Below are 21,399 nucleotides of genomic sequence, written 5' to 3'. Positions count from 1 at the left end.
TGCCGGCCCGGCTGTCCGCCTTCCCGCGGCGGACCTAGACTTCAATCCATACCCAGCAAGTGAAGGAACACCATGTCTAAGCGCATCGACGTCAAGGACCTGAACGTGTACTACGGCGATTTCCTTGCCGTGGAGGACGTCAGCATCAACATCGAGGCCAAGTCCGTTACCGCGTTCATCGGCCCGTCCGGCTGCGGAAAATCCACCTTCCTCCGCACCCTCAACCGAATGCATGAAGTCATCCCCGGTGCCCGCGTTGAAGGTGAGGTCCTGCTCGACGGCGACAACCTTTACGGTCCCGGCGTGGACCCCGTGACCGTGCGCTCGCAGATCGGCATGGTCTTCCAGCGGCCCAACCCGTTCCCCACCATGTCCATTCGCGACAATGTGCTGGCCGGCGTCAAGCTGAACAACAAAAAGATCTCCAAGGGCGAGGCCGATGTCCTGGTGGAACGCTCACTGAAGGGCGCCAACCTCTGGAACGAGGTCAAAGACCGGCTGGAGAAGCCCGGTTCCGGCCTTTCCGGAGGCCAGCAGCAGCGCCTCTGCATTGCCCGCGCCATCGCCGTGGAGCCGCAGGTGATCCTCATGGACGAGCCCTGCTCCGCCCTGGACCCGATTTCCACGCTGGCCATTGAGGACCTCATCAATGAGCTCAAGGACCAGTACACGGTGGTGATCGTGACCCACAACATGCAGCAGGCCGCCCGCGTCTCTGACAGGACGGCGTTCTTCAACATTGCCGGCACCGGCAAGCCGGGCAAGCTGATCGAGTACGGCGACACGCACACGATCTTCAGCAACCCCGTGCAGAAGGCCACCGAGGACTACGTGTCCGGACGCTTCGGATAGGCCCCTGGACCTGTTCCCCGTGCCGACCAGGATTACTCCGGGACCTCCAGCTGGTACCCGCAGTGGCAGCGAAGGACCCGGGTGGGCAGGGACACTGCATTAAGGCCACTGCCTGTGTTGCTGCTCCGGTAGCAGAGCCGCTCAACCTCGTGCTCCGCTTCCTCCATGGGGTAGCCGCAGTGGATGTACTCGTCCCCGAAAAGAATCACTTTGGCCATCCAGCGGACCTGGTTCAGCACGGCTGCCACGTCCGTGGCGAAGGCTGTGTGTTCCTGGAACAGGTTGCAGTCGTTGCAGGTGTAGGAAACGGTGACAAGGTCCCCACCGGCGGCGCCGATGGCCGTGATGGCATGGATGGTCAGCTGGTGCCCGGTTCCGCAGGCCTCGCACTGAAGTTGCCGTGGCTGTGGCAGCGGGCGCCGGGGATACGAGGAAGACATGACGCCTGCTCTTTTCCGCGTTGTGCATCCAAGCCGCCGTCTTGCTGCAGCGGCGCTCGTCCGCGGCCCTGCACGCGGCCCGGACGCCGGTCCCCGCACCGTTGGCCGGGGGCCGCTTTTTTCGAATCTACGTCACGGCGCTGCCCCTGTACAGGGGAGGGGTGCCCTCCGTTGTGCGGGCTCGACAGGGGTGGCCCACCAAGGGCGGTGCACCCGTTGCGGGCTGAACAGGTGCGGGCTAAACCGCGATGGGGGAGAGGGCCAGCGCGAGCACGAAGGCCAGGGCGCACGTCGCCAGGGGAGTCAGGGCCCAGAGCCACAGGATCCGGATAACCAGCTTCCGGTTTGTCACCGAAAAATTCTGGTTCTCGCCTGCGCCCAGGGCCCCGGCGGTAACGGTATGGGTGGTGGAGAGCGGCCAGTGGAGCCCGATGGCACCCACAAAGAGCATCAGTGCGCTGAAGGTCTGGGCCACAGCTCCGCGCAGGGGGTCGATCCTGGTGATTTTGTACCCGATGGTGTGCGAGATGCGCCATCCTCCGAAGAGCGTCCCGGCCGTCATCATCACCGCGGACAGCCCTGCCACCCAAAGCGGGATCCCGCCGTCGGAATAGCCTGCCGCCAGGAGGGCCAGCAGCAGCACTGCGCTGACGCGCTGCCCGTCCTGCAGGCCGTGCCCGAACGCCACAGCTCCGGCGGCGACGGCCTGGCCCCGGCGGAAGCGCTGGTTCACCACATTGGGCTGCGTGTAGCGGGCCACCCACGTGGCCGGATAGACCAGCAGGAAGGAGCCGCTGTAGGCCACGAGCGGGGACAACACCAGGGGCAGCACCACCTGGAAAAGCAGCGACTGGTCCACCCCGGCAACCCCCGGGCCGCCGACGGCCAGGCTGGCAAGGCCGGCGCCGGCAAGACCGCCCACCAGGGCGTGGGTGGAGGACGCGGGGATGCCCCGCCGCCACATCAGAAGCCCCCAGGCGCAGGCGCTGGCCAGGCCGGCCACCAGGATGGTGAGCCCGTCGGCACCGGCCGGAAGATTGATCCAGGTCTGGCTGGCGGCGACGGCGAGCAGGGCGCTCAGGAGGGCACCGATGAAGTTGAAGAACGCCGCAAGGAGCACGCCCACGCTGGGGGTAAGGGCCCGGTTCCGCACGGCCAGGGCAACAGAGTTGGACGCATCGCGGAAGCCGTTGAGGAAGGCAAACGCCGCCGCCAGCAGGACCACCGCGGCGAAGATGACTGCAGCCACCTCAGGATTCCTTGACGATGATGCTGCCTACCTGGGTGGCCACCCGCCGCATGTCCTTGGTGACCTCCACCAGCTGGTTGGCGATGTCCCTGTTGCGGGAGTACTGCGCCCACTTCAGGTCCGCAATCATGTCTGCCACCCAGACCCTGTGGGTCCGCTCGGCGCGCTTGGCCAGGCGCAGGATCTCGATCCAGTAGTCCTCCAGGTCATCGAGGTTGTTGAGCTTGCGCATGGCATCCACTGTCAGTTCGGCCTGCCGGCTGATGATCTCCAGCTGGTCGGCGGCCCGCTTGGGCAGGCGGTCAAGCTGGTACAGGGCCACCAGTTCCGCGGCGGCATCCATCTTCTCCATGGCCTCATTGAGGTACCGGGAGAGGGCGTACATGTCCTCCCGGGGCAGCGGGTTCACAAAGCTGGTGCGCATGTGGGTCAGCAGCGCGAAATGCAGTTCGGCGGATTTGGCCTCGAGGTTGTGCATGTCTTCCACGAGGTTGCCGTGCTCGTCCGCGGGGACGCCAAGGATCTCGGCCAGGGTGGCGGTGGCCAGCACGATCTGTTGTGCCATCTGCGAGAGCAGGTTCAGCCCGGCGGGCTCCTGGGGAAATAGGCGCAGCTTCACGTGTTTTCCGGTCTCCGGGGACGAATCAAGGCGGGGGGCTGCTGCCGTGTGACTTGACGCCGGCGCGCAACTGTCGCTTACTCTACCGGCCCGTAACTGAAGCCTCTGAATTGGCCACTGGGAAGAGGGCAGAAAGATGGTGCCGAACCGGATACGCCTCTCGGCGGTAGGCCGCTCTAGGCGGCTAATTGTTGAAGCCCGGGGGTTTCGCGGCTCGGCACCGGTTTCAGTCTTCTACTTCATCCGGCCCAAGTCAATCTTGACAGCGGGGCCTTGTCGGTCGTGGAAAAGCGGGGTCCGCCGGCGTCGAAGAAGCTCCAGCAGGCGAATCAGTCGAGTTCGCCAAGGCGCCACGCGTTGGCGGCGTGCTCCAGGTCCTCGGCGGTCTTGACCAGCTGGTGGGAGTTGCGGGTCAGCTTGCTGGCGTGGGCCTCGTTGGAGTGCTCGGCGCCGTCGGCAAGGGTGGCCTGGCCAAGCGCCACCACGCGGCAGAAGGCGGCGGACCGTTCCAGCGCGACGTCGAAATCGCCGTCGAAAGCGCCGGAAAGGATGGCATCGGCCATGGCGCGCATTTCGTCTGCGCCCGGCGGCTCAGCCGCCCCGGCCACCACGTTGGATACCTGGGCGGTGTCCCTGCCCGCGCGGAAGTACACCGAGATGCGTTCCGGATCCTGGACCGTGGCAGCGCGGAGCGCATAGAGCCTCCACAGGGCGCCGGGAAGGGAACGGGCGGGGCTCTCGGCCCACATCTCGGCAATGGCCTCCAGGCCCTGTTCGTCGGCGAGCTTCACCAGGCGGTCGGTGACCACGGGATCATCGCTGTCCCGGCCATGGCGGACCAGCGCCTGGGCGGCGAGGTGGGCGGCCTCGGAGACGCGGGCGGGATCGGCCCCGCCGGCGAAGGGCTCGAAATCCATCGGGGCGAAAGGCTTGGGCTTGTGGTGCCTGTTGCTGCCGCCGTAAGGACTAGTTCCCGCTTGCTCGCTCATGCCCCCCACGCTACTCCTGTGCGGACGCGGAAATCGAGCATCAGCAGCGTCGGCTGCACCTGCAGGAAGAGCGTTCAACGGGGGATGACAGCGCCCGACGACGGCGCCTTGGGCCATGTGCGAAGACGCCGGAACCATGGGTTAGAGTATTAACGTCCAGAAATGGATTGGGCCGGGCGGGCGGACACAGCGTGTTTGACTGGCCGGCAGGGGCCTTTAGCTCAGTTGGTAGAGCATCGGACTTTTAATCCGTGGGTCGTGGGTTCGAGCCCCACAGGGCCCACCCAGGAACCGTGAGGGTCCGCCGCGGATGCCGGCGGACCCTTTCCTCTTAATCCCGCGACTTCAAAAGCCCGGCCTCAGGCACGCACAACAGGTTTTCCGGGTTCAGCTGGCGGGATCGTACTGGAAAGCCCGCACTTCCTGCGCGCAGCGGCAAGCCGCAGCGATCTTCGCGGCCCACTGCACCGCGGCTTCGTGGGTGGGCAGCTCCAGCACCGTGTAGCCGCCTTCGATCTGTGCCGTCTGGGGATAAGTGCCCTCGCTCACCGTACCGTCGCCGTCGACTATCACGGGTGGAACGCTCTCATCGATACCGCCGCCGAAAACCCACACTCCGGCGTCCTTCGCCTCCTTTACAACTGCGTGCGCGGCGTCCGCCACTGCCTGCAGGCCGCCATCCGGGATGTCCATGGCGCCGCTGGGAAACGAGATCAGGTATTTGGTCATGCTGCGGCTCCTTTGTTTGCAATCGCGGATCAGCTTCATCCTTTCCACCGTTCCGCTGCCGTGCAAGGATTCGATGCGCTTGTGCCCGCCATAGTGGGCCCCTGCAGGGGACGCACTGGTTGCACAGGCACAATAGGCTCATGGCAAAAACCAGCAAGGGCAGGATGCCGCGCCTGGAAGACGTGGCCAAGGTGGCCGGCGTCTCCCACCAGACCGTCTCCCGGGTGGTGAACAACCACCCCAACGTCAGCAAGGCGACGCGGGAAAAGGTGGAGGCGGCCATTGCCGAACTGGGATACCGGCGCAACACCGCCGCCCGCAGCCTGGTTACGCGGCGCTCGCAGACCATCGGCGTGCTGGCAAGCGAGCTGTCCCAGTACGGGCCGGCGAATACCCTGCTGGGGGTTGAACATGCAGCCCGCAACGCCGGCTATTTTGTCAGTATCGCGGCCCTGCGGGAGGTCAGCCGGGACGCCATATCCAACGCGGTGGGCCACTTCATGGACCAGGCCGTGGACGGGATCGCCGTGCTGGTGCCGCACTCGGACACCCTCGCCGTGTTGGAGCAGATGAATCTTCCCGTGCCCGTGGTGGCGGTGGGCTCCGCCGGCAGCGCTTCCGTCAGCGGCGCAATGGTGGACCAGCGTGAGGGCGCCAGGCTCGCCGTCGAACATCTCATCAAGGAGGGCCACCGGCAGATCGGGCATATCGCCGGCCCGCCTGACTGGACGGACGGCGCCGAGCGCGCAGAGGGGTGGCGCGCTGCCCTCAGGGAGGCCGGGCTGGACGAGTCGCTGCTGGTGGAAGGGGACTGGAGTGCGGGCAGCGGTTACGCCATTGGATGCAGGCTGGCGGCCGGACGCACGGCCACGGCCATCTTCGTTGGAAATGACCAGATGGCCCTGGGCCTGCTGCGCGCCTTCACCGAGGCGGGGGTCAGGGTGCCCGACGACGTCTCCGTGGTGGGCTTCGACGACCAGCCGGAAGCGGGGTACTTCACGCCTCCGCTGACCACAGTCCGCCAGGACTTCGAGGAACTGGGACGCCGCTGCATGGACATCATGCTGAAGGAAATCGAGTCCGGCGCCGCGGTGAGCTCCACGGTGGTCCCGGCGGAGCTGATCCTCCGCGCAAGCACCGCTGCTCCAACACGCGCTTAGGTTCTGCCAGCCTTTGCACCGGTCCACCCGGCGAGCCTGTTCCACTGGGCAACCGCAGCGGCGGCCAGGAGCGCCGCGGCTGCATGCAAATACAGCATCAGGTGCAGTGATGAGTGCGCAGCCGGGGAACCGGATGACGACGGCGCGTCCGGAGTCGGCGCCCCGCCATGGGCGTGGCCCGGCAACGGAACTGCAGCGGCCGTGGAAAAGGCTGCGAAGGCCAGATGCAGCAGTTGTTGTGCGACAGCGGCCGCCACCAGGACTGCCCAGCCGGGAAGCTGCGCGGACGGCAGCCGGTCCCGGACCAATCGCTTCTGGACCACGCGCTCCAGAACCGCGGCGCCCAGGCTGAGCAGCGCCACCAGCGCCGCCACGATGACGAGTGCTGGTGACTGGCCCCCGCCGGCGACATGCGCTGCCAGTCCGAGGGCGGTGGCAAAGGGCCCGGCGAGCCACGCGCGGGCGCTGATGCGGGCAGGCAAGGCGGACGGCTGCGTGCTTTCCATCCCTCCCCCTCCCGCGCTCCGTGGTCCTGGTCCTTCCCTACCCAATCGGGCTGGCGTGAACCGTGAACCTGGTCAGCGGCCGAAGTGCGAGTGCGGTGCACCTTCCGGCAGCCGGTCCAGCAGCTCCTCTGCCACCTTGCGCACCTTGATGTTCCGGTGGCTCGACGCCTTGGCAAGGATGGAGAAGGCCTCCTGGTAGGAACACCTGTTCTGGGCCATGATCACGCCGCACGCAACATTGATGGAGGTGCGGCTGTCCAGTGCCGAGCGGAGGTCCGCGGCAAGCGAACGGGCCGCGTGCAGGTTTATGGCCATCTGCAGGCTCTTGCTTGCCAGTCCGGCAAACGTGCGTGCCTCGGCAATTGCCTGCAGCGGGAATGCCTTGGAGTCGTGGGCGAAAAAGGCAAGCGCGGCGGTGGTCTGGCCGGGCTCCTTGCTGCCGTTGGCCTGGTCGTCTGCCTGGGGGGCGGTGTCCAGGCGGAGCCTCACTGCCAGGGCGCTGCCGAACCCGGACAACTGCAACTGTGTGGAGTAGTGCTGCCACCGGAAGTCACCGTTCCGCTGGAGCACCGCGACAGGGTGCCCGCCGGACATGACGTCAGTTACGGGCCCCTCCGCCATCTCCCGTTCCCAGTCCAGCAGTCGCTCCACGTCGCCGGTGGTGCCCGCAATGGCAGGAAGCCGCTTGGGCTGGTGCAGTACCAGGCCGCAGCCGACGTCGATCCCGGCCGTGGCAGCCACATGCCCGGCCGAAGCGGTCACCAGCAGGTCAAGGGAATCGGAGAGGGTTTGCGCACCATTAACCAGGTCCAGCACGACGGCCGGGTTCCGGGGCGCGCCCCGTTCATGGCCGGCGGGTTCCGGATGGGGCACGCGCACCCTGCGGGCGCCCGCTGGGGCAAGAGGGCCGGCGACGGCTGGGGGAGAGCCCTTGGTCTCGAAGGACTCCTCGTCGCCGGCCCCGCTTAGTACCCGGGTCCTATGGACCGGGAAGCCTGGGTTTACCTGTCGTGCATGCATTGCCAGTCTCACACCCCCTAGTGAGCCAAGTACCGGGAAGCAAAACAGGTCTTGTCTCTGTGAAAAACCTAATTGCCGTCCAGCCTCCGGTGAATGCGTAGCTGGTACCTGTTTTTCCAATTAGGTAGTACTTGGGCCCGCGCCTGGGGCTGCCCTTTACGTGTTCCCGCAGGTGGGAGGCAGGTGGCTCCGCAGTCCAGGGGCTGCGGTGTGTTGTGGCACTGGAAATGAGAACACTTGACTGGCGAAGCGGCGCCCCCAACAATATCTTCTATAACGTTGTAAAAACCGAGCCAAGGATGCTTTCGTGACCCAGCCAGAACCCGTCGCAGCAAAAATCACCGTTGACCCGTCGTTCACCGTGGGGCCGGTCCGGCGTCGTACTTTCGGTGCCTTTGTTGAGCACCTTGGCCGGTGCGTCTACACCGGCATCTTTGAACCCGACCACCCGGATGCGGATGGGGACGGCTTCCGCAGTGACGTCCTGGCGCTTACCCGTGAACTGGGCGTATCCACCGTCCGGTACCCGGGCGGGAACTTTGTGTCCGGCTACCGATGGGAGGACGGCGTGGGCCCGGCGGACCAGCGACCCGTGCGCCTGGACCTCGCGTGGCACTCCACCGATCCCAACACCGTGGGCGTGGACGAGTTCGCCCAGTGGTCCGCCAAGGCCGGCGTGGAACCCATGATGGCGGTGAACCTGGGCACCCGCGGCGTCCAGGAGGCGCTGGATCTCCTCGAGTACTGCAACATCGACGGCGGCACCGCCCTGTCTGAGCAGCGCCGCGCAAATGGTGCCCCGGATGGTTACGGCATCAGGATGTGGTGCCTGGGCAACGAGATGGACGGCCCCTGGCAGATCGGGCACAAGAACGCCCTTGAATACGGCCGCCTGGCCGCCGACACCGCCCGGGCCATGCGCATGGTGGAGCCGGACCTGGAACTGGTGGCCTGCGGCAGCTCCGGGCCCACTATGCCCACTTTCGGTGAGTGGGAGCGCGTGGTCCTGGCTGAGACCTACGAGCTGGTGGACCTGATCTCGGCACACCAGTACTTCGAGGACTTCGGCGACCTGCAGGAACACCTCGCCGCCGGACACAAGATGGAGGCCTTCATCCATGACCTCGTCAGCCACATCGACCACGTGAAGTCGGTGAAGAAGTCCACCAAACAGGTGAACATCTCCTTCGATGAGTGGAACGTCTGGCACATGAGCCGCGCCGAATCCAGGGTGCCCACCGGCAAGGACTGGCCGGTGGCCCCCGTCCTGCTGGAGGACACGTACACGGTGGCGGACGCCGTCGTCGTGGGAGACCTGCTGGTCACGCTGCTTCGGAACACGGACCGCGTGCACTCAGCCAGCCTGGCGCAGCTGGTGAACGTGATCGCCCCCATCATGACCGAGCCGGGCGGCCGGGCCTGGAAGCAGACCACCTTCCACCCGTTCGCCCTGACCTCCCGGTACGCCTCCGGCACGGTCCTGCAGCTTGCCGTGGAGTCCCCACTGGTCAGCGGCGGCAAGACAACTGACGTCGCCGCCCTGTCCGCCGTCGCCACGTACGACGCAGACAAGGGCGAGGCCGTGGTGTTCGCCGTCAACCGGTCAGCGGAGCAGGCACTGACGCTGGACGCAGCGGTGGCCGGGCTCGGCGACGTCCGGCTGGTGGAGGCAGTGACCTATGCCAACAAGGATCCGTACTGGCAGGCCAGCGCCGATGATTCCACCTCGGTCCTGCCGTCGGAAAACGCCTCCGTGAAGGTGGACGGCGGCCGGCTCACCGCCGAACTCCCCGCCGTTTCCTGGTCCATGATCCGGTTGGCCGTGAACAGCTGACCCGCCCTGGCGGCAGGGCGGCGCTGCCCTTATGACGACGGCGGGCCGCAGGTGGGAGGATGGACGGCATGGAACTGCACATCACGGGCGATCCCGCCGCGGACAAGTTGTTGAGTGAGGACGACTTCGCCCTGCTGACCGGCATGCTGCTGGACCAGCAGGTGACGATGGAATCGGCCTTCGCCGGTCCTGAGAAGATCCGCAGCCGGATCGGGTCAATGAAGCCGGAGACCATTGCCGCCCAGGAGCCGCAGGCGTTCGTGGAAATGTTCAAGGAACGGCCCGCCGTCCACCGCTTCCCGGGGTCCATGGCGGCCCGCGTGCAGGCGCTGGCCGAGGCCGTCCAGAACGAGTGGGACGGGGATGCCGCGGCCATCTGGACCAAAGGGGCGCCGGACGGTGCCGAGGTGCTGCGCCGGCTCAAGGCCCTGCCCGGGTTCGGGGAGCAAAAGGCAAAAATCTTCCTGGCACTCCTGGGCAAGCAGCGCGGCCTCGAAGCGCCCGGGTGGCGCGAAGCCGCCGGGCACTACGGTGAGGACGGCAGCTACCTCTCCGTGGCAGACATTGTGGATCCGGAGTCCCTGGCAAAGGTGCGCGCCAGCAAGCAGGCAGCCAAGGCGGCGGCGAAAGCAGGAAAAGAACGTTAATGGCAGTCACCATGAACGACGTGGCGCGGGCGGCAGGCGTTTCGCTCAAAACCGTTTCCAACGTCCTGAACGACTACGAATTCATCCGTCCAGCCACCAAGCAGCGGGTGCAGGACGCCATCGCGGAGCTGGGCTACGAAGCCAACCTCACCGCCCGAAGTCTCCGGTCCGGTAAGACCTCCATGCTGGGGTTGGTCCTGTCCGACCTCTCCGCCCCGTACTACGCCGAGCTCGCGTCCAAGCTCATGAAGGCCGCTTCCCGCCACGGCTACCGTGTGCTCGTGGAGCAGTCCGACGCCGACGGGACCGTTGAACTTGGTGTGCTGCAGGGGACGTTCCGGCAGCTCACGGACGGGCTGCTGTTCACGCCGCTGGTGGTGGACGCGGACGCCATCGCCGCGCGTACAGGCAACAAGCCGCTGGTGATGCTCGGGGAACACATCATGGATCCCCGCTTTGACCTGGTCACCATGAAGAACGAGGAAGCCGCGGCTGCGCTCACGGCGCACCTGCTGGCCGGCGGCCGCCGTCGTATCGCCGTCATCGGGGCCAACGCCGGGGAGTCCTCCGGCAGCGCGGGCCTGCGCCTGAACGGGTACCGGAAGGCGCTGGGGAAGGCGGGCATCCCGTTCGACCCCGCGCTGGTGGCGCCCGCCGAGTGGCGCCGCGATACCGGTGCGGCCGCGGTGGCCGGCCTCCTGGAATCGGGCGTGGAATTCGATGCGGTCTTCGGGCTGAATGACGTGCTGGCGCTCGGCGCACTGCACGAACTGCTGGTCCGCGGGGTCACGGTGCCGCAGGATGTGGCCGTGGCCGGCTTTGACGACATCGACGAAGCCCGGTTCGCGTCCCCGTCCCTGACCACGGTCTCGCCGGGCATGGACGAGATTGCCGAACGCTCGATCGGCCTGCTGCTGGACCGGATCGCCGGTCGCGAGGCATCCGCGGGGGGCGTGCACGTGGAGGCCGGCTTCGAGCTGAAGATCCGGGAATCCGCACCCTAGTTTCCAGGCCTGGCTCCGCCCCGGTTCCGTCCTGATTTCCTTCCCCGTTTTCCTCCTCAAGGGTTTCGCCGGCTTCGCCTGCGGGTACAGCTATGGCACCGGTTCAAAAGACGGAAAGGTGCCCCCATGATTGCCCTCCTGGTCATCGACATGCAGAACGCGTTCTTCGAAACCCCCGAGCTGGCAGCCCAGCAGGAGCGGGTGGTCGGCGAGTGCAACCGGCTGCTGGAAGGGTTCAAGGAAGCCGGGCACAAGGCGCTGCTGGTGGGCACCGAACACGAGCGGGACAAATCGACCTGGACCCTCAGCATGCTCGATGACGACCAGGGATTCATCTTCCGCGGCAGTGAGCAGGCCCAGTCCGTGCCGGGACTCATCACCGAAGACCTGCCCCAGCTGAACAAGACCAGGGACAGCGCCTTTGTGGGCACCAACCTGCTGGCCCGGCTCCGGAACTGGCGAGCCGATGAGGTGGTGCTCGCCGGCGTGTCAACCCACAACTGCATTGCCCAGACGGCCGCCGACGCCTTCGCGCACAACATCCGCGTGACGTATGCGCAGGACGCCATGGCTTCGGAAGCCGACCAGGACGCCGCGGACATGCTCCGCATCCTCTCAACCACCTACCGCCAGCCGGTCCAGCCGAGCGACGAGATCCTCGCGCGTCTCAGCAAGTGAGCTGTGCCGGATAGAGCGGCCTGATGCTGCTGAAACCTGGTGGAAACGTGCCGGGTTTACGCTGGACCCCACGCCGTTGGCCGTCGAAGGGAAGTCCATGCATCTGATGCCGCGTGAGCAGGAAAAGCTGATGATCGTGGTGGCCGCGGACCTGGCAAGGCGCCGGCAGTCACGAGGGCTGAAACTCAATTATCCCGAGGCCGTGGCAATTATCAGCTACGAACTGATCGAGGGCGCCCGGGATGGCAGGACCGTAGCCGACCTCATGAGCTATGGCACCACCTTGCTCAGCCGCGGGGACGTCATGGAGGGTGTGCCCGAGATGATCCACGACGTGCAGATCGAGGCGACCTTCCCCGACGGCACCAAGCTGGTCACCGTCCACAACCCCATCCGCTGAGGATAACCGCAATGATTCCAGGCGAGTACGTTCTCCGGCCGGAGCCCGTGACCGCGAACGCGGGCAGGGACGCGATCGAGGTGGCTGTGACCAATACCGGCGACCGGCCCGTCCAGGTGGGTTCCCACTTCCACTTTGCCGAGGCCAACGCAGCCTTGTCCTTCGACCGGGACGCCGCGTACGGCCGGCGCCTGGACATTCCCGCGGGAACGGCTGCACGGTTTGAGCCGGGGGACTCCCGGAGCGTGCGGCTGATTGAACTGGCCGGGCGCCGCGAGGTGTTCGGGCTCAGCAACGCGGTCAACGGAAAGCTCGACGGCGGCACCCGCCGGGGCAGGCCTGTTACGGGAGGGGACAAGCAGTGAGCTTTGAGATTCCACGCCGGCAGTACGCAGACCTGTACGGGCCCACGGCCGGGGACAAAATCCGCCTGGCGGACACCGATCTGTTCCTTGAGATCGAAAAAGACCTCACCGTCTACGGCGAGGAAGTGGTGTTCGGCGGCGGCAAGGTGATCCGTGACGGCATGGGCCAGAACGGCCAGGCGGTCAGGGACGACGACGGGCAGGGCGGCGCCATCCCGGATACGGTGATCACCAACGCCGTGATCCTGGACTACACCGGCATCTACAAGGCCGACGTGGCCCTCAGGGACGGGCATATCTTCAAGATCGGCAAGGCCGGCAACCCCCAGATCACCGACGGCGTGGACATCGTCATCGGGGCAAGCACCGAAATCATCGCGGGGGAGCGGAAGATCCTCACCGCCGGCGGCATCGACACCCACATCCACTTCATCTCCCCGGACCAGGTGCCCACTGCCCTGGCCAGCGGCATCACCACCATGATCGGCGGCGGCACCGGCCCGGCCGAAGGCACCAAAGCCACCACGGTGACGCCGGGAAAGTGGCACATCCAGCGGATGCTGCAGGCGGCCGAGGGGCTGCCCATGAACATCGGCCTGTTCGGCAAGGGGCACGCGTCCGCCTTCGAACCTTTGGCCGAGCAGATCCGCGCCGGTGCCATCGGGCTCAAAGTCCACGAGGACTGGGGATCCACCACCTCCTCCATCGACACCTCACTGAAGGTGGCGGACGAGTACGACGTCCAGGTGGCCATCCACACCGACACCCTGAACGAATGCGGCTTCGTGGAGGACACCATCCGCGCCATCAACGGCCGCGTCATCCACACCTTCCACACCGAGGGCGCCGGCGGCGGGCACGCACCGGACATCATCAAGATCGCCGGGATGCCCAATGTCCTTCCGGCATCCACCAACCCCACTCTGCCGTACACGCGCAACACCATCGAAGAGCACCTGGACATGCTGATGGTGTGCCACCACCTCAACCCGGACATCCCCGAGGACGTGGCCTTCGCCGATTCCCGGATCCGCGCCGAAACCATCGCCGCCGAGGACGTGCTGCAGGACCTGGGCATCTTCTCCATCACCTCCTCGGACTCCCAGGCGATGGGCCGGGTGGGCGAGGTGATCACCCGCACCTGGCAGGTGGCGGACAAGATGAAGAAGCAGCGCGGGGTGTTGGAAGAGTCCGACGGCGGCACCCACGGCAGTGCGGGCAGCGACAACTTCCGGCTCAAGCGGTACGTGGCCAAGTACACGATCAACCCGGCCATCGCGCAGGGGATCGCAGACTTCGTCGGATCCGTGGAGGTGGGCAAGTTCGCGGACCTCGTGCTGTGGGATCCCGCGTTCTTCGGCGTCAAGCCGGAACTGGTGCTCAAAGGCGGCCAGATCGCCTACGCCTTGATGGGCGACGCGAACGCCTCCATCCCGACGCCCCAGCCCCGCACCATGCGGCCCATGTTCGCCACGTTCGGCAAGGCGATGCAGCGGTCCTCCATCACCTTCCTGTCGCAGGCCGCGATCGATGCCGGCGTGCCGGAAGAACTCGGGCTGGAGAAGGTCATCCGGCCCGTTTCCGGCATCCGGACCCTCACCAAGGCGGACCTCAAATACAACGACGCCACACCCGACATCCAGGTGGACCCGGAAACCTACCAGGTGACCGTCGACGGCGAAGACGTCACCTGCGAACCCGTCGACGTCCTGCCCATGGCCCAGCGCTACTTCCTGTTCTAGACCGTCATCCCAACTCCGGAGTCCCACGTGATCATCGACAAAGTCCTCGGCAACCTGCACGACCTGCCGGACCCTGAAACCTACGCCGGGCTCCACCGGGAAAAAGTGATGCTCCCCAGCGCCCAACTCGTCAAACGCATCCAGCGCGCCACTACCGACCACGGCAAGGAAATCGGCATCCGCCTCCCCGCCGGGTCCGGGGACCTCCGCGACGGCGACATCCTCCACGTCGAAGAGTCCAACATGATCGTGGTGTCCGTCCTGCCCACCGACGTGCTTGTCATCGCGCCGCGGAGCATCCAGGAAATGGGCGTCACCGCACATTCGCTGGGCAACCGGCACCTCCAGGCACAGTTCTTCGACTCCGCGTCAGAGTACGGGGCCGACGTCATGGTGTGCGCCTACGACCACACCGTCGAGGACTACCTCCGCCACAACTCAGTGCCCTACACCCGCCAGGAACGCGTCATGCCTGTACCTTTCCGCCATGCTGAGCACTCGCACTAGTACCAGCGGCACCTTGGGTGCGGCGGCGGGTGAAGGGGGCTGTGCCCGCTTCGCGGTGCCCACCACGCCGCAGCCCCCTTCACCCACCACCGCCAGTGTCGGCAGCTATCAGCTGGCTTTGCAGCAGTTGGTTGACTCGGCGCTTCCTACGGGGGCTTTTGCTCACTCGCTTGGGTTTGAGACGTATCTCGACCGGGGGCTCGTTTTTGATGAGGAGTCTTTCGGAGTGTGGCTCGGTGCGTTCGTCTCGCAGGCGCTGACCTATTCTGATGGGTTGGCCATCCGGTTCCTTTATGAAGATGTTGGTCTTGGGGAGCTGGATGCCCTCCTGTCTGCTTCGCTTTTGCCGCGGCAGGTCCGGGAGGCCAGCTTTAAGATGGGCTCCCGGCTGCTGGAGATCGGGGCGGAGGTATTTCCCTCGCCTGCGCTGGAAATATACCGGGACCTGGTGACCACCGGCCGCGCCGCCGGGCACCAGCCGCTGGCGTTCGCCGTCGTCGCCCGCTCCCTGGGCGTGCCGCAGCAGGAGGCGCTCGCCGCCTACCTTTTCGCCACCGCCACCTCCCTGACGCAGAACGCCGTCCGCGCCATCCCGTTGGGCCAGAACGCAGGGCAGCGGGTGCTGCGGAAAGCTCACGACGACGTCGCTGCCGCCATCAACAGCATCGCCCGCCTCACCCCGGACGACTTTGGCGCCGTCAGTCCCGGCCTGGAAATTTCGCAAATGCGGCACGAGCGCCAACGTGCCCGGATGTTCATGAGCTAAGTGTGTTTTTCAAAGGAGGACTAATGTCTGAACCCATCAGGATCGGCATCGGCGGGCCCGTCGGCGCCGGCAAAACCCAGCTCGTGGAGCGGCTCACCCGGCACATGAGCGGCGACATCTCCATGGCCGCCATCACCAACGACATCTACACCATCGAGGACGCCAAAATCCTCGCCGCCAACGGCATCCTCCCCGAGGACCGGATCATCGGCGTCGAAACCGGCGGCTGCCCCCACACCGCCATCCGCGAAGACACCTCCATGAACACCGCCGCCATCGAGGAACTCAAGGCACGGCACCCCGACCTGCAGGTCATCTTCGTCGAATCGGGCGGCGACAACCTCTCCGCCACCTTCAGCCCCGAGCTCGTGGACTTCTCCATTTACATCATCGACGTGGCCCAAGGCGAAAAGATCCCCCGTAAAGCCGGCCAGGGCATGATCAAGTCCGACCTCTTCATCATCAACAAAACCGACCTCGCACCCCACGTCGGGGCGGACCTCACCGTGATGGAACGGGACTCAAAAGAATTCAGGGGCAACAAGCCGTTCTGCTTCACCAACCTCAAAACGGACGAAGGGCTGGACAAGGTCATCGATTGGGTGCGACGCGACGTCCTGATGCTCGACCTCGCACCATGAGCCAGAGCAGTTCCGCTGTCATCTCACCTTGGGCGGCGCCCGCGGATGAAGGGGGCCGTGCCCGCTCCGCGGTGCCCGCCACGCCGCGGCCCCCTTCATCCGCGACCGCTGATCGCCCAGAGAGAGGGCGGTTGGAGTTGGGCATCAAGGTGCGGGACGGTAGATCTATCGCTTCCACCCAGTTCCATGAGGGCGCTCTTCGGGTTTTGCGGCCGCACTATTTGGATAACTCTGGACAGGTTTGTTATGTCGTGGTGAATCCTGGCGGGGCTTATCTTGGGGCTGACCTCTTTGTGCTGGATGTGGAGGTGGGGGACGCTGCTTCTCTGTTGTTGACCACGCAGTCTGCGACGAAGGTGTATCGGACTCCCGGGTCTTTTGCTGAGCAGCGGATGACTGTGCGGCTGGGGGAGGGGGCGCGGCTGGAACTCGTGCCGGACCAGCTCATCGCCTACCGGGAGGCCAGCTACCGGCAGCGGACCTCCGTGACCCTCCGGCCGTCGTCGAGCCTCGTCATGGCCGAAGTGGTGACGCCCGGCTGGTCGCCCGACGGGGCCGCCTTCCGGTACGAGGAAGTCCGGTTGCGCAACGACATCCATGTTGAAACGGATCAGGACACCCAACTGCTGGCGCTCGACAACCTGCTGATCCGTCCGCCGCTCCACGACGTCACCGGGCTGGGCTTCATGGAGGGGTACAGCCACCTGGGCTCGCTGGTGGTGGTGGACGGGCGGGTGGACCAGGCGCTCGCCGATGAACTGCACGCGCTGACCGCCGGCCGCGAAGCACTGACCGGCATCTCCCTGACCCGCACCGTGTCCGGAAGTACCGGGCTGGTGCTGCGGAGCCTTTCCAACAGCACGGATGAACTGAACCTGCTGCTTCGATCCTGTACGAACCAGCTGCGCGAACGCTGGTACGGGCAGGGGCCGCTGGACCTGAGGAAGCACTGATGACGAACGTCGCCGCGCTCTACCGTGAGCGGGACGCCCTGCCGCTCCGGACCCGCCTGTTGTGGATGTTCGCTGCCGTGGCCGCACTCCATGCCGTCGCCGTCGTACTTGTTCTTTCCGGAACCGTCACCGCAGGGAGCCGGCCGCTGACCTTGGGACTGGCCCTCACCGCCTACCTTGCAGGCGTGAAGCACAGCTACGACTGGGACCATCTGGCCGCGATCGACAACTCCACCCGCAAATTCGTGGCACAACGCCAGGAGCCGGTGAGCGTTGGATTCGCCTTCAGCCTGGGCCACAGCTCGGTGGTGACCCTGGCAGGCGTGCTGGTGGTTGCCGGTGCATCCTTCGTGGGCGGGCTGATGCAGGAGGGTACTGCCGGAAATGTGGTCCTGGGCCTGGTCGGCGGTGGTGTGTCCGGGCTGTTCCTGCTGGCCATGGGCCTGTTCAACGGTTCTGCGTTCACGCGTTCGCTTTCTGCCTATCGGCGCTCCCGTCGCGGCGCCGCCGTCGATCCCGGGGACCTGGAGCCGCAGGGCCTGGTGGCGCGGCTCCTCGCCGGGCCATTGTCCGGGGTACGGCGGCCGCGGAATATCTTCGTAATTGGCTTCCTGTTCGGCCTGGGGTTCGATACCGCCACCACCATCGGGCTGCTGATGATGACGACGGCGGCATCGCTGGCCAGGGTGCCGCCCTTCGCCCTGCTTGCGCTGCCATTTGCCTTCGCTGCCGCCATGACATTGTGCGACTCGTTGAACGGGATGGCCATGATGCGGATGTACCGGTCAGCCCTGGACGACCCTCAGCGGAAGCTCGGCTTCAACGCGTTGGTCACGGGCATATCCGCACTCTCGGCGCTCTTCATCGCAGTGATTACTTTGGGCGGGTTCTTCCACGCCGCTTTTGCCCTCAACGACCCGCTCACTGCGTGGCTCGGATCCATCGACCTGGGTGACGCCGGCCTGCTGATGGTCGGACTGCTGCTCGCGGTGTGGGCCGCGGCGGCCCTGAGGCATCGGAAGGCAGGTTGACCTAGGCCGCGATCCCGCCCTTGGTCTTCCGGTGTTGCCGGTGCCTTGCCGGTGCGAGGCGCGAATGCGCGCCAGCGAGCACCTCGCTGCCGTCAGGCACCGTGCTGTCGGTATCCAGGTGGACGCCGTGCTCGATCAGGACGCTGGAACCTATCCGCGAGTGGCTGCCAATGTGCACCCGGTGGCCGATCACGGTGCCCCGGCCGATGCGCACGCCGTCCCCGATCACCGTCCGGTCACCGATGGTCGCGTCCCGGTCAATCCAGCTCCCGTGTCCAATCCGGCAGCCGGAACCTACCCTGGCGCCGTTTTCCACGTAACTCATGGCACCGATCCTGGCGCTGTCAGCCACCGTTGCTCCCGGTGCGATGAGTCCGCCGCCGTTGTCGTGGCGGGCATACCGGGTGACCTTCCCGGCGTCGTCCTCGAATGACACAAACTTTGCGGTCATACCATCCCTCATTAACGCCGCGGCTGTTTACCGCGCAGTAGGTTAACGGGCGGGAGCGCTTTGAGATTCCCGAAAGGGCCGGTGAAGGGGCGGAAGCTACGCCACCAGGTTGGCGGCGGCGGTGTCCATGTGTTCCAGGATGGTCTTGCGTGCAAGGGTGGCGTCGCCCGTGTCGACCGCTGCCACGATGTCCTTGTGGCGGTCCACGCTCATGTTGCTGACACCCTTCTCCAGGCCTGCGAACATGATGGACATCCGGATGGAGCCCTCCAGGGATTCCCAGGAGTGCAGCAGCGTTTCGTTTCCGGTGAGCCGGCAGAGGGTGCGGTGGAACTCAAGGTCGGACTCGATCCGTTCCTCGAGGCTGCCATTGGCTGCGGCGTCCATGGCGTCGATGGCCTTGTGCAGGGATTCTGTGACCTGCTGCCGGTCCGGCAATTCACACAGGGTCCGGGCGGCGAGGGACTCCAGGGCAGCGCGGACGGCGTAGATGTCCCGGATTTCCTTTTCGTCCAGGTGCCGGACCGACAGCCGGCCGCGGGGCCCCGCGGACAGAAGACCCTCCTGCTCAAGCTGGCGGAGGGCTTCGCGAAGGGTACCGCGGCTGATCTGCAGCATCTCGGACAGTTCGGTCTCCACCAGGTGCCGGCCCGGCTCGAGCTCGCCGCTGGTGATGGCGGTCCGCAGCGCGGCGAGTGCCTGCTCACGCAGGCTCTTCCTTTCCAGTCCCAGCAGCGGGGCGGTCAATCCGGCCATGGCTATGTCCTCAATGTCATAAGTCGACTGTTTACAGTCGGTAATGGTTCGATCTTACGGCAGAAAGCACGGCGCCGGCCGGGACCGGTGCCGTGCTTTCTGCATTTCTGGTTTCCCCTAGCCCAGTTCGGCGAGGACTTTGGCGACGATGCGGTCCACAGCCAGGCCGTAGCGGTCGTGCAGGGTAGGCAGCGCGCCGGCGTCCAGGAACTGGTCCGGCAGCGCCACGGGAACCACGCGCTTGCCCAGGCCGGCAGTCACGACGGCGGACGCAACGGTTTCGAACAGCCCGCCCACCACGGAATGGTTTTCCAGGGTGACGGCCAGGCGGTCGGTGTTGACCTCCGCGAGGACCGTCTCGGCGTCGAACGGCTTGATGGTGGGGGTGTGGACGACGGCGACGTCCACGTTGTGTGCCTCCAGCGCCTTGGCTGCCTGCAGGGCGCGCATGGTCATCAGGCCGGAGGAAATGAACACCACGTCGTTGCCGCCGCGCAGGACTTTGGCCTTGCCCAGCTCGAACGTGTAGTCGTACTCGTCCAGTACTGTGGGGACGTTGCCGCGCAGCAGGCGCAGGTAGGTGGGCCCCTCGCTCGCTGCGAGCTGGGGCACTGCCTGTTCGATGTCCACCGAGTCGCAGGGGTCCACGATGGTCAGGTTGGGCATGCCGCGGAAGATCGCCATGTCCTCGGTGGCCTGGTGGCTGGGGCCGTATCCGGTGGTCAGGCCGGGCAGGCCGCCCACGATGTTCACGTTCAGGTTAGGCTCGGCCGCGTCCAGGCACAGGAAGTCATAGGCACGGCGGGCTGCGAACACCGAGTAGGTGGAGGCGAAGGGAACCAGCCCGCTCTCAGCCAGGCCGGCGGCGGCACCGAACAGCAGCTGTTCGGCCATCCCCATCTGGAAGAACCGCTCCGGGAAGGCCTTGGCGAAGATGTGCATGTCCGTATACTTGCCCAGGTCCGCGGTGAGGCCAACGATCTTGTCGTTCTCCTGCGCGGCCTTGACCAGGGCGTGCCCGAACGGTGCGGAGGCCGTCTTCTGATCCGGGTCCGCGAAGGATGCGATCATGGCCGACGTCTTCAGCTTCGGCTTGGCCGCTGTTGTGGTGTCCGGAGCCTCGGTGGTGGTGCTCATGCTGAAGCCTTTCCTTCATAACCGGCGGTGAGCTGCTCGCGGCAGATCTGCCATTCGTGTTCTTCGATGCGCATGAAGTGCGCCTTTTCGCGGTTTTCCAGCAGCGGGACGCCGCGGCCCACCTTGGTGTCGCACAGGATCACGGAGGGACGTCCGACGGCGGCCGCCTGGGCAGCTGCGTTGTCGAACGCTGCCAGCAGCGCGCCGACGTCGTTCCCGTCCACCCGCTGGGTGTACCAGCCGAACGATTCCCACTTTTCGGTGACGGGCTCGGTGCGGAGCACCGTGTCGGTTTTGCCGTCCGCCTGCAGGGCGTTGATGTCCACCATCGCGGTGAGGTTGCCCAGCTGGTGGTGGTGGGCGCCCATGGCGGCTTCCCAGGTGGAGCCCTCGTCCAGCTCACCGTCTGAGAGGAAGTTGAACACCCGGGCACTGGAGCCCTGGTAGCGCAGTCCCAGGGCCATGCCGACGGCGATGGTCAGGCCGTGCCCCAGGGAACCGCCGGAGATTTCCATGCCGGGGGTGTAGGTGGACATGCCGGACATGGGCAGCCGCGAGTCGTCCGAGCCGTAGGTTTCCAGCTCCTCGACCGGGACGATCCCTGCCTCTGCCAGGGCGGCGTAGTGGCCGATGGCGTAGTGGCCGGTGGAGAGGAGGAACCGGTCGCGGTCCTCCCAGTGCGGGTCCTCGGCGCGGAAGTTCAGCTGGTCCCCGTAGACGGTGGCGAGCATGTCCGCGGCGCCCAGGGCCTGGCCCACGTATCCCTGGCCCTGCACCTCGCCCATGTTCAGGGCGTGGTGCCGGGTCCGGTAGGCGGCGGCGCTGATTTTGTCCACCCGTTCCGGGGTCACTGCGGTCTGCAGTATTCCTCCCTGCGGGGCGGCGTCCTGGACGGTATCTGTAGGCATTACTGGCTCCGTGAT

25 protein-coding genes and 1 tRNA gene are annotated in these 21,399 nt (G+C 66.1%); 15 read left to right on the top strand and 11 right to left on the bottom strand.

Features of this window, described 5'->3' with window-relative positions; translation table 11 throughout:
* The first annotated feature begins 72 nt into the window (after positions 1 to 72).
* The gene (pstB, locus tag Q9R31_RS08445; protein ID WP_018770927.1) at positions 73 to 852 is read left to right on the top strand and encodes a phosphate ABC transporter ATP-binding protein PstB; all 780 of its coding nucleotides are present in this window, start codon (positions 73 to 75) and stop codon (positions 850 to 852) included.
* A 32-nt stretch (positions 853 to 884) separates the two neighbouring features.
* Here pstB and Q9R31_RS08440 read toward each other — a convergent pair whose 3' ends face one another.
* From Q9R31_RS08440 to Q9R31_RS08425, 4 genes are all read right to left on the bottom strand, one after another.
* On the bottom strand, positions 885 to 1,292 hold the full coding sequence (locus Q9R31_RS08440; protein ID WP_311262273.1) for a hypothetical protein: 408 nt from the start codon (positions 1,290 to 1,292) through the stop codon (positions 885 to 887).
* Positions 1,293 to 1,530: 238 nt separating this feature from the next.
* Positions 1,531 to 2,541: an inorganic phosphate transporter gene (locus tag Q9R31_RS08435; RefSeq protein ID WP_311262272.1), complete on the bottom strand. Its 1,011-nt coding sequence runs from the start codon at positions 2,539 to 2,541 to the stop codon at positions 1,531 to 1,533.
* Between the two features lies 1 nt (position 2,542).
* Complete coding sequence (locus Q9R31_RS08430) at positions 2,543 to 3,160, bottom strand: nuclease PIN (RefSeq protein ID WP_311262271.1); 618 nt, start codon at positions 3,158 to 3,160, stop codon at positions 2,543 to 2,545.
* A 329-nt stretch (positions 3,161 to 3,489) separates the two neighbouring features.
* Positions 3,490 to 4,149 (bottom strand): hypothetical protein, encoded by a 660-nt coding sequence (locus Q9R31_RS08425; RefSeq protein ID WP_311262269.1) that lies wholly within the window; start codon positions 4,147 to 4,149, stop codon positions 3,490 to 3,492.
* 210 nt (positions 4,150 to 4,359) lie between these two features.
* Here Q9R31_RS08425 and Q9R31_RS08420 point away from each other — a divergent pair.
* Positions 4,360 to 4,432 (top strand) — tRNA-Lys (locus Q9R31_RS08420).
* A gap of 104 nt (positions 4,433 to 4,536) precedes the next feature.
* Here the strand turns inward: Q9R31_RS08420 and Q9R31_RS08415 are convergent.
* Positions 4,537 to 4,878 (bottom strand): YciI family protein, encoded by a 342-nt coding sequence (locus tag Q9R31_RS08415; RefSeq protein WP_311262268.1) that lies wholly within the window; start codon positions 4,876 to 4,878, stop codon positions 4,537 to 4,539.
* Positions 4,879 to 5,018: 140 nt separating this feature from the next.
* Here Q9R31_RS08415 and Q9R31_RS08410 point away from each other — a divergent pair, with 140 nt between their 5' ends.
* A complete protein-coding gene (locus tag Q9R31_RS08410; protein ID WP_311262267.1) occupies positions 5,019 to 6,038 on the top strand; it encodes a LacI family DNA-binding transcriptional regulator in 1,020 nt (339 codons plus the stop codon).
* Here the strand turns inward: Q9R31_RS08410 and Q9R31_RS08405 are convergent.
* Together Q9R31_RS08405 and Q9R31_RS08400 are read right to left on the bottom strand one after the other, a co-directional pair.
* On the bottom strand, positions 6,035 to 6,544 hold the full coding sequence (locus Q9R31_RS08405; protein ID WP_311262266.1) for a hypothetical protein: 510 nt from the start codon (positions 6,542 to 6,544) through the stop codon (positions 6,035 to 6,037). The genes Q9R31_RS08410 and Q9R31_RS08405 overlap by 4 nt on opposite strands.
* A gap of 72 nt (positions 6,545 to 6,616) precedes the next feature.
* Positions 6,617 to 7,417, bottom strand: a complete 801-nt coding sequence (locus Q9R31_RS08400; RefSeq protein ID WP_311262265.1) for an ANTAR domain-containing protein — start codon at positions 7,415 to 7,417, stop codon at positions 6,617 to 6,619.
* Between the two features lie 454 nt (positions 7,418 to 7,871).
* Between Q9R31_RS08400 and Q9R31_RS08395 the strand changes: the two genes are divergently transcribed.
* From Q9R31_RS08395 to Q9R31_RS08340, 12 genes are all read left to right on the top strand, one after another.
* Complete coding sequence (locus tag Q9R31_RS08395) at positions 7,872 to 9,398, top strand: alpha-N-arabinofuranosidase (protein WP_311262264.1); 1,527 nt, start codon at positions 7,872 to 7,874, stop codon at positions 9,396 to 9,398.
* A 59-nt stretch (positions 9,399 to 9,457) separates the two neighbouring features.
* Positions 9,458 to 10,045 (top strand): HhH-GPD-type base excision DNA repair protein, encoded by a 588-nt coding sequence (locus Q9R31_RS08390; protein ID WP_311262263.1) that lies wholly within the window; start codon positions 9,458 to 9,460, stop codon positions 10,043 to 10,045.
* Entirely contained in the window at positions 10,045 to 11,049 is a 1,005-nt protein-coding gene (locus Q9R31_RS08385) for a LacI family DNA-binding transcriptional regulator (protein ID WP_311262262.1), read from the top strand. Before Q9R31_RS08390 ends, Q9R31_RS08385 begins: the two co-directional genes overlap by 1 nt.
* Positions 11,050 to 11,175: 126 nt before the next feature.
* Complete coding sequence (locus tag Q9R31_RS08380) at positions 11,176 to 11,727, top strand: isochorismatase family cysteine hydrolase (protein WP_311262261.1); 552 nt, start codon at positions 11,176 to 11,178, stop codon at positions 11,725 to 11,727.
* A gap of 97 nt (positions 11,728 to 11,824) precedes the next feature.
* Positions 11,825 to 12,127, top strand: coding sequence for an urease subunit gamma (locus tag Q9R31_RS08375; RefSeq protein WP_056338167.1), 303 nt, complete (start codon positions 11,825 to 11,827; stop codon positions 12,125 to 12,127).
* Positions 12,128 to 12,138: 11 nt separating this feature from the next.
* Positions 12,139 to 12,492 (top strand): urease subunit beta, encoded by a 354-nt coding sequence (locus Q9R31_RS08370; RefSeq protein WP_311262260.1) that lies wholly within the window; start codon positions 12,139 to 12,141, stop codon positions 12,490 to 12,492.
* Entirely contained in the window at positions 12,489 to 14,234 is a 1,746-nt protein-coding gene (ureC, locus tag Q9R31_RS08365; protein ID WP_311262259.1) for an urease subunit alpha, read from the top strand. The genes Q9R31_RS08370 and ureC overlap by 4 nt, the downstream gene beginning before the upstream one ends.
* A 27-nt stretch (positions 14,235 to 14,261) precedes the next feature.
* Positions 14,262 to 14,741, top strand: coding sequence for an urease accessory protein UreE (gene ureE, locus Q9R31_RS08360; protein WP_311262258.1), 480 nt, complete (start codon positions 14,262 to 14,264; stop codon positions 14,739 to 14,741).
* 55 nt (positions 14,742 to 14,796) lie between these two features.
* Positions 14,797 to 15,507: an urease accessory protein UreF gene (locus tag Q9R31_RS08355; protein WP_311262518.1), complete on the top strand. Its 711-nt coding sequence runs from the start codon at positions 14,797 to 14,799 to the stop codon at positions 15,505 to 15,507.
* Positions 15,508 to 15,530: 23 nt separating this feature from the next.
* Complete coding sequence (ureG, locus tag Q9R31_RS08350) at positions 15,531 to 16,148, top strand: urease accessory protein UreG (protein WP_311262257.1); 618 nt, start codon at positions 15,531 to 15,533, stop codon at positions 16,146 to 16,148.
* Positions 16,145 to 17,101, top strand: a complete 957-nt coding sequence (locus Q9R31_RS08345; RefSeq protein ID WP_311262256.1) for an urease accessory protein UreD — start codon at positions 16,145 to 16,147, stop codon at positions 17,099 to 17,101. Before ureG ends, Q9R31_RS08345 begins: the two co-directional genes overlap by 4 nt.
* Positions 17,101 to 18,132 (top strand): nickel transporter, encoded by a 1,032-nt coding sequence (locus Q9R31_RS08340; protein WP_311262255.1) that lies wholly within the window; start codon positions 17,101 to 17,103, stop codon positions 18,130 to 18,132. Before Q9R31_RS08345 ends, Q9R31_RS08340 begins: the two co-directional genes overlap by 1 nt.
* 1 nt (position 18,133) lies before the next feature.
* On the opposite strand, the gene Q9R31_RS08335 is transcribed toward Q9R31_RS08340, so the two are convergent.
* The 4 genes from Q9R31_RS08335 to Q9R31_RS08320 form a co-directional block, all read right to left on the bottom strand.
* Positions 18,134 to 18,583, bottom strand: coding sequence for a DapH/DapD/GlmU-related protein (locus tag Q9R31_RS08335; RefSeq protein ID WP_311262254.1), 450 nt, complete (start codon positions 18,581 to 18,583; stop codon positions 18,134 to 18,136).
* A 96-nt stretch (positions 18,584 to 18,679) separates the two neighbouring features.
* The gene (locus Q9R31_RS08330; protein WP_311262253.1) at positions 18,680 to 19,339 is read right to left on the bottom strand and encodes a GntR family transcriptional regulator; all 660 of its coding nucleotides are present in this window, start codon (positions 19,337 to 19,339) and stop codon (positions 18,680 to 18,682) included.
* Positions 19,340 to 19,456: 117 nt separating this feature from the next.
* On the bottom strand, positions 19,457 to 20,476 hold the full coding sequence (locus Q9R31_RS08325) for a transketolase C-terminal domain-containing protein (protein ID WP_311262252.1): 1,020 nt from the start codon (positions 20,474 to 20,476) through the stop codon (positions 19,457 to 19,459).
* Positions 20,473 to 21,384 carry a transketolase gene (locus tag Q9R31_RS08320; protein WP_311262251.1) on the bottom strand — a complete coding sequence of 304 codons (912 nt, stop codon included), beginning with the start codon at positions 21,382 to 21,384 and terminating at the stop codon, positions 20,473 to 20,475. The genes Q9R31_RS08325 and Q9R31_RS08320 overlap by 4 nt, the downstream gene beginning before the upstream one ends.
* Positions 21,385 to 21,399 lie beyond the last annotated feature (15 nt).

This window comes from Pseudarthrobacter sp. BRE9 (genome assembly GCF_031844305.1).
GTDB lineage: Bacteria > Actinomycetota > Actinomycetes > Actinomycetales > Micrococcaceae > Arthrobacter.
This window is presented reverse-complemented; position numbering and strand designations above follow the sequence as displayed.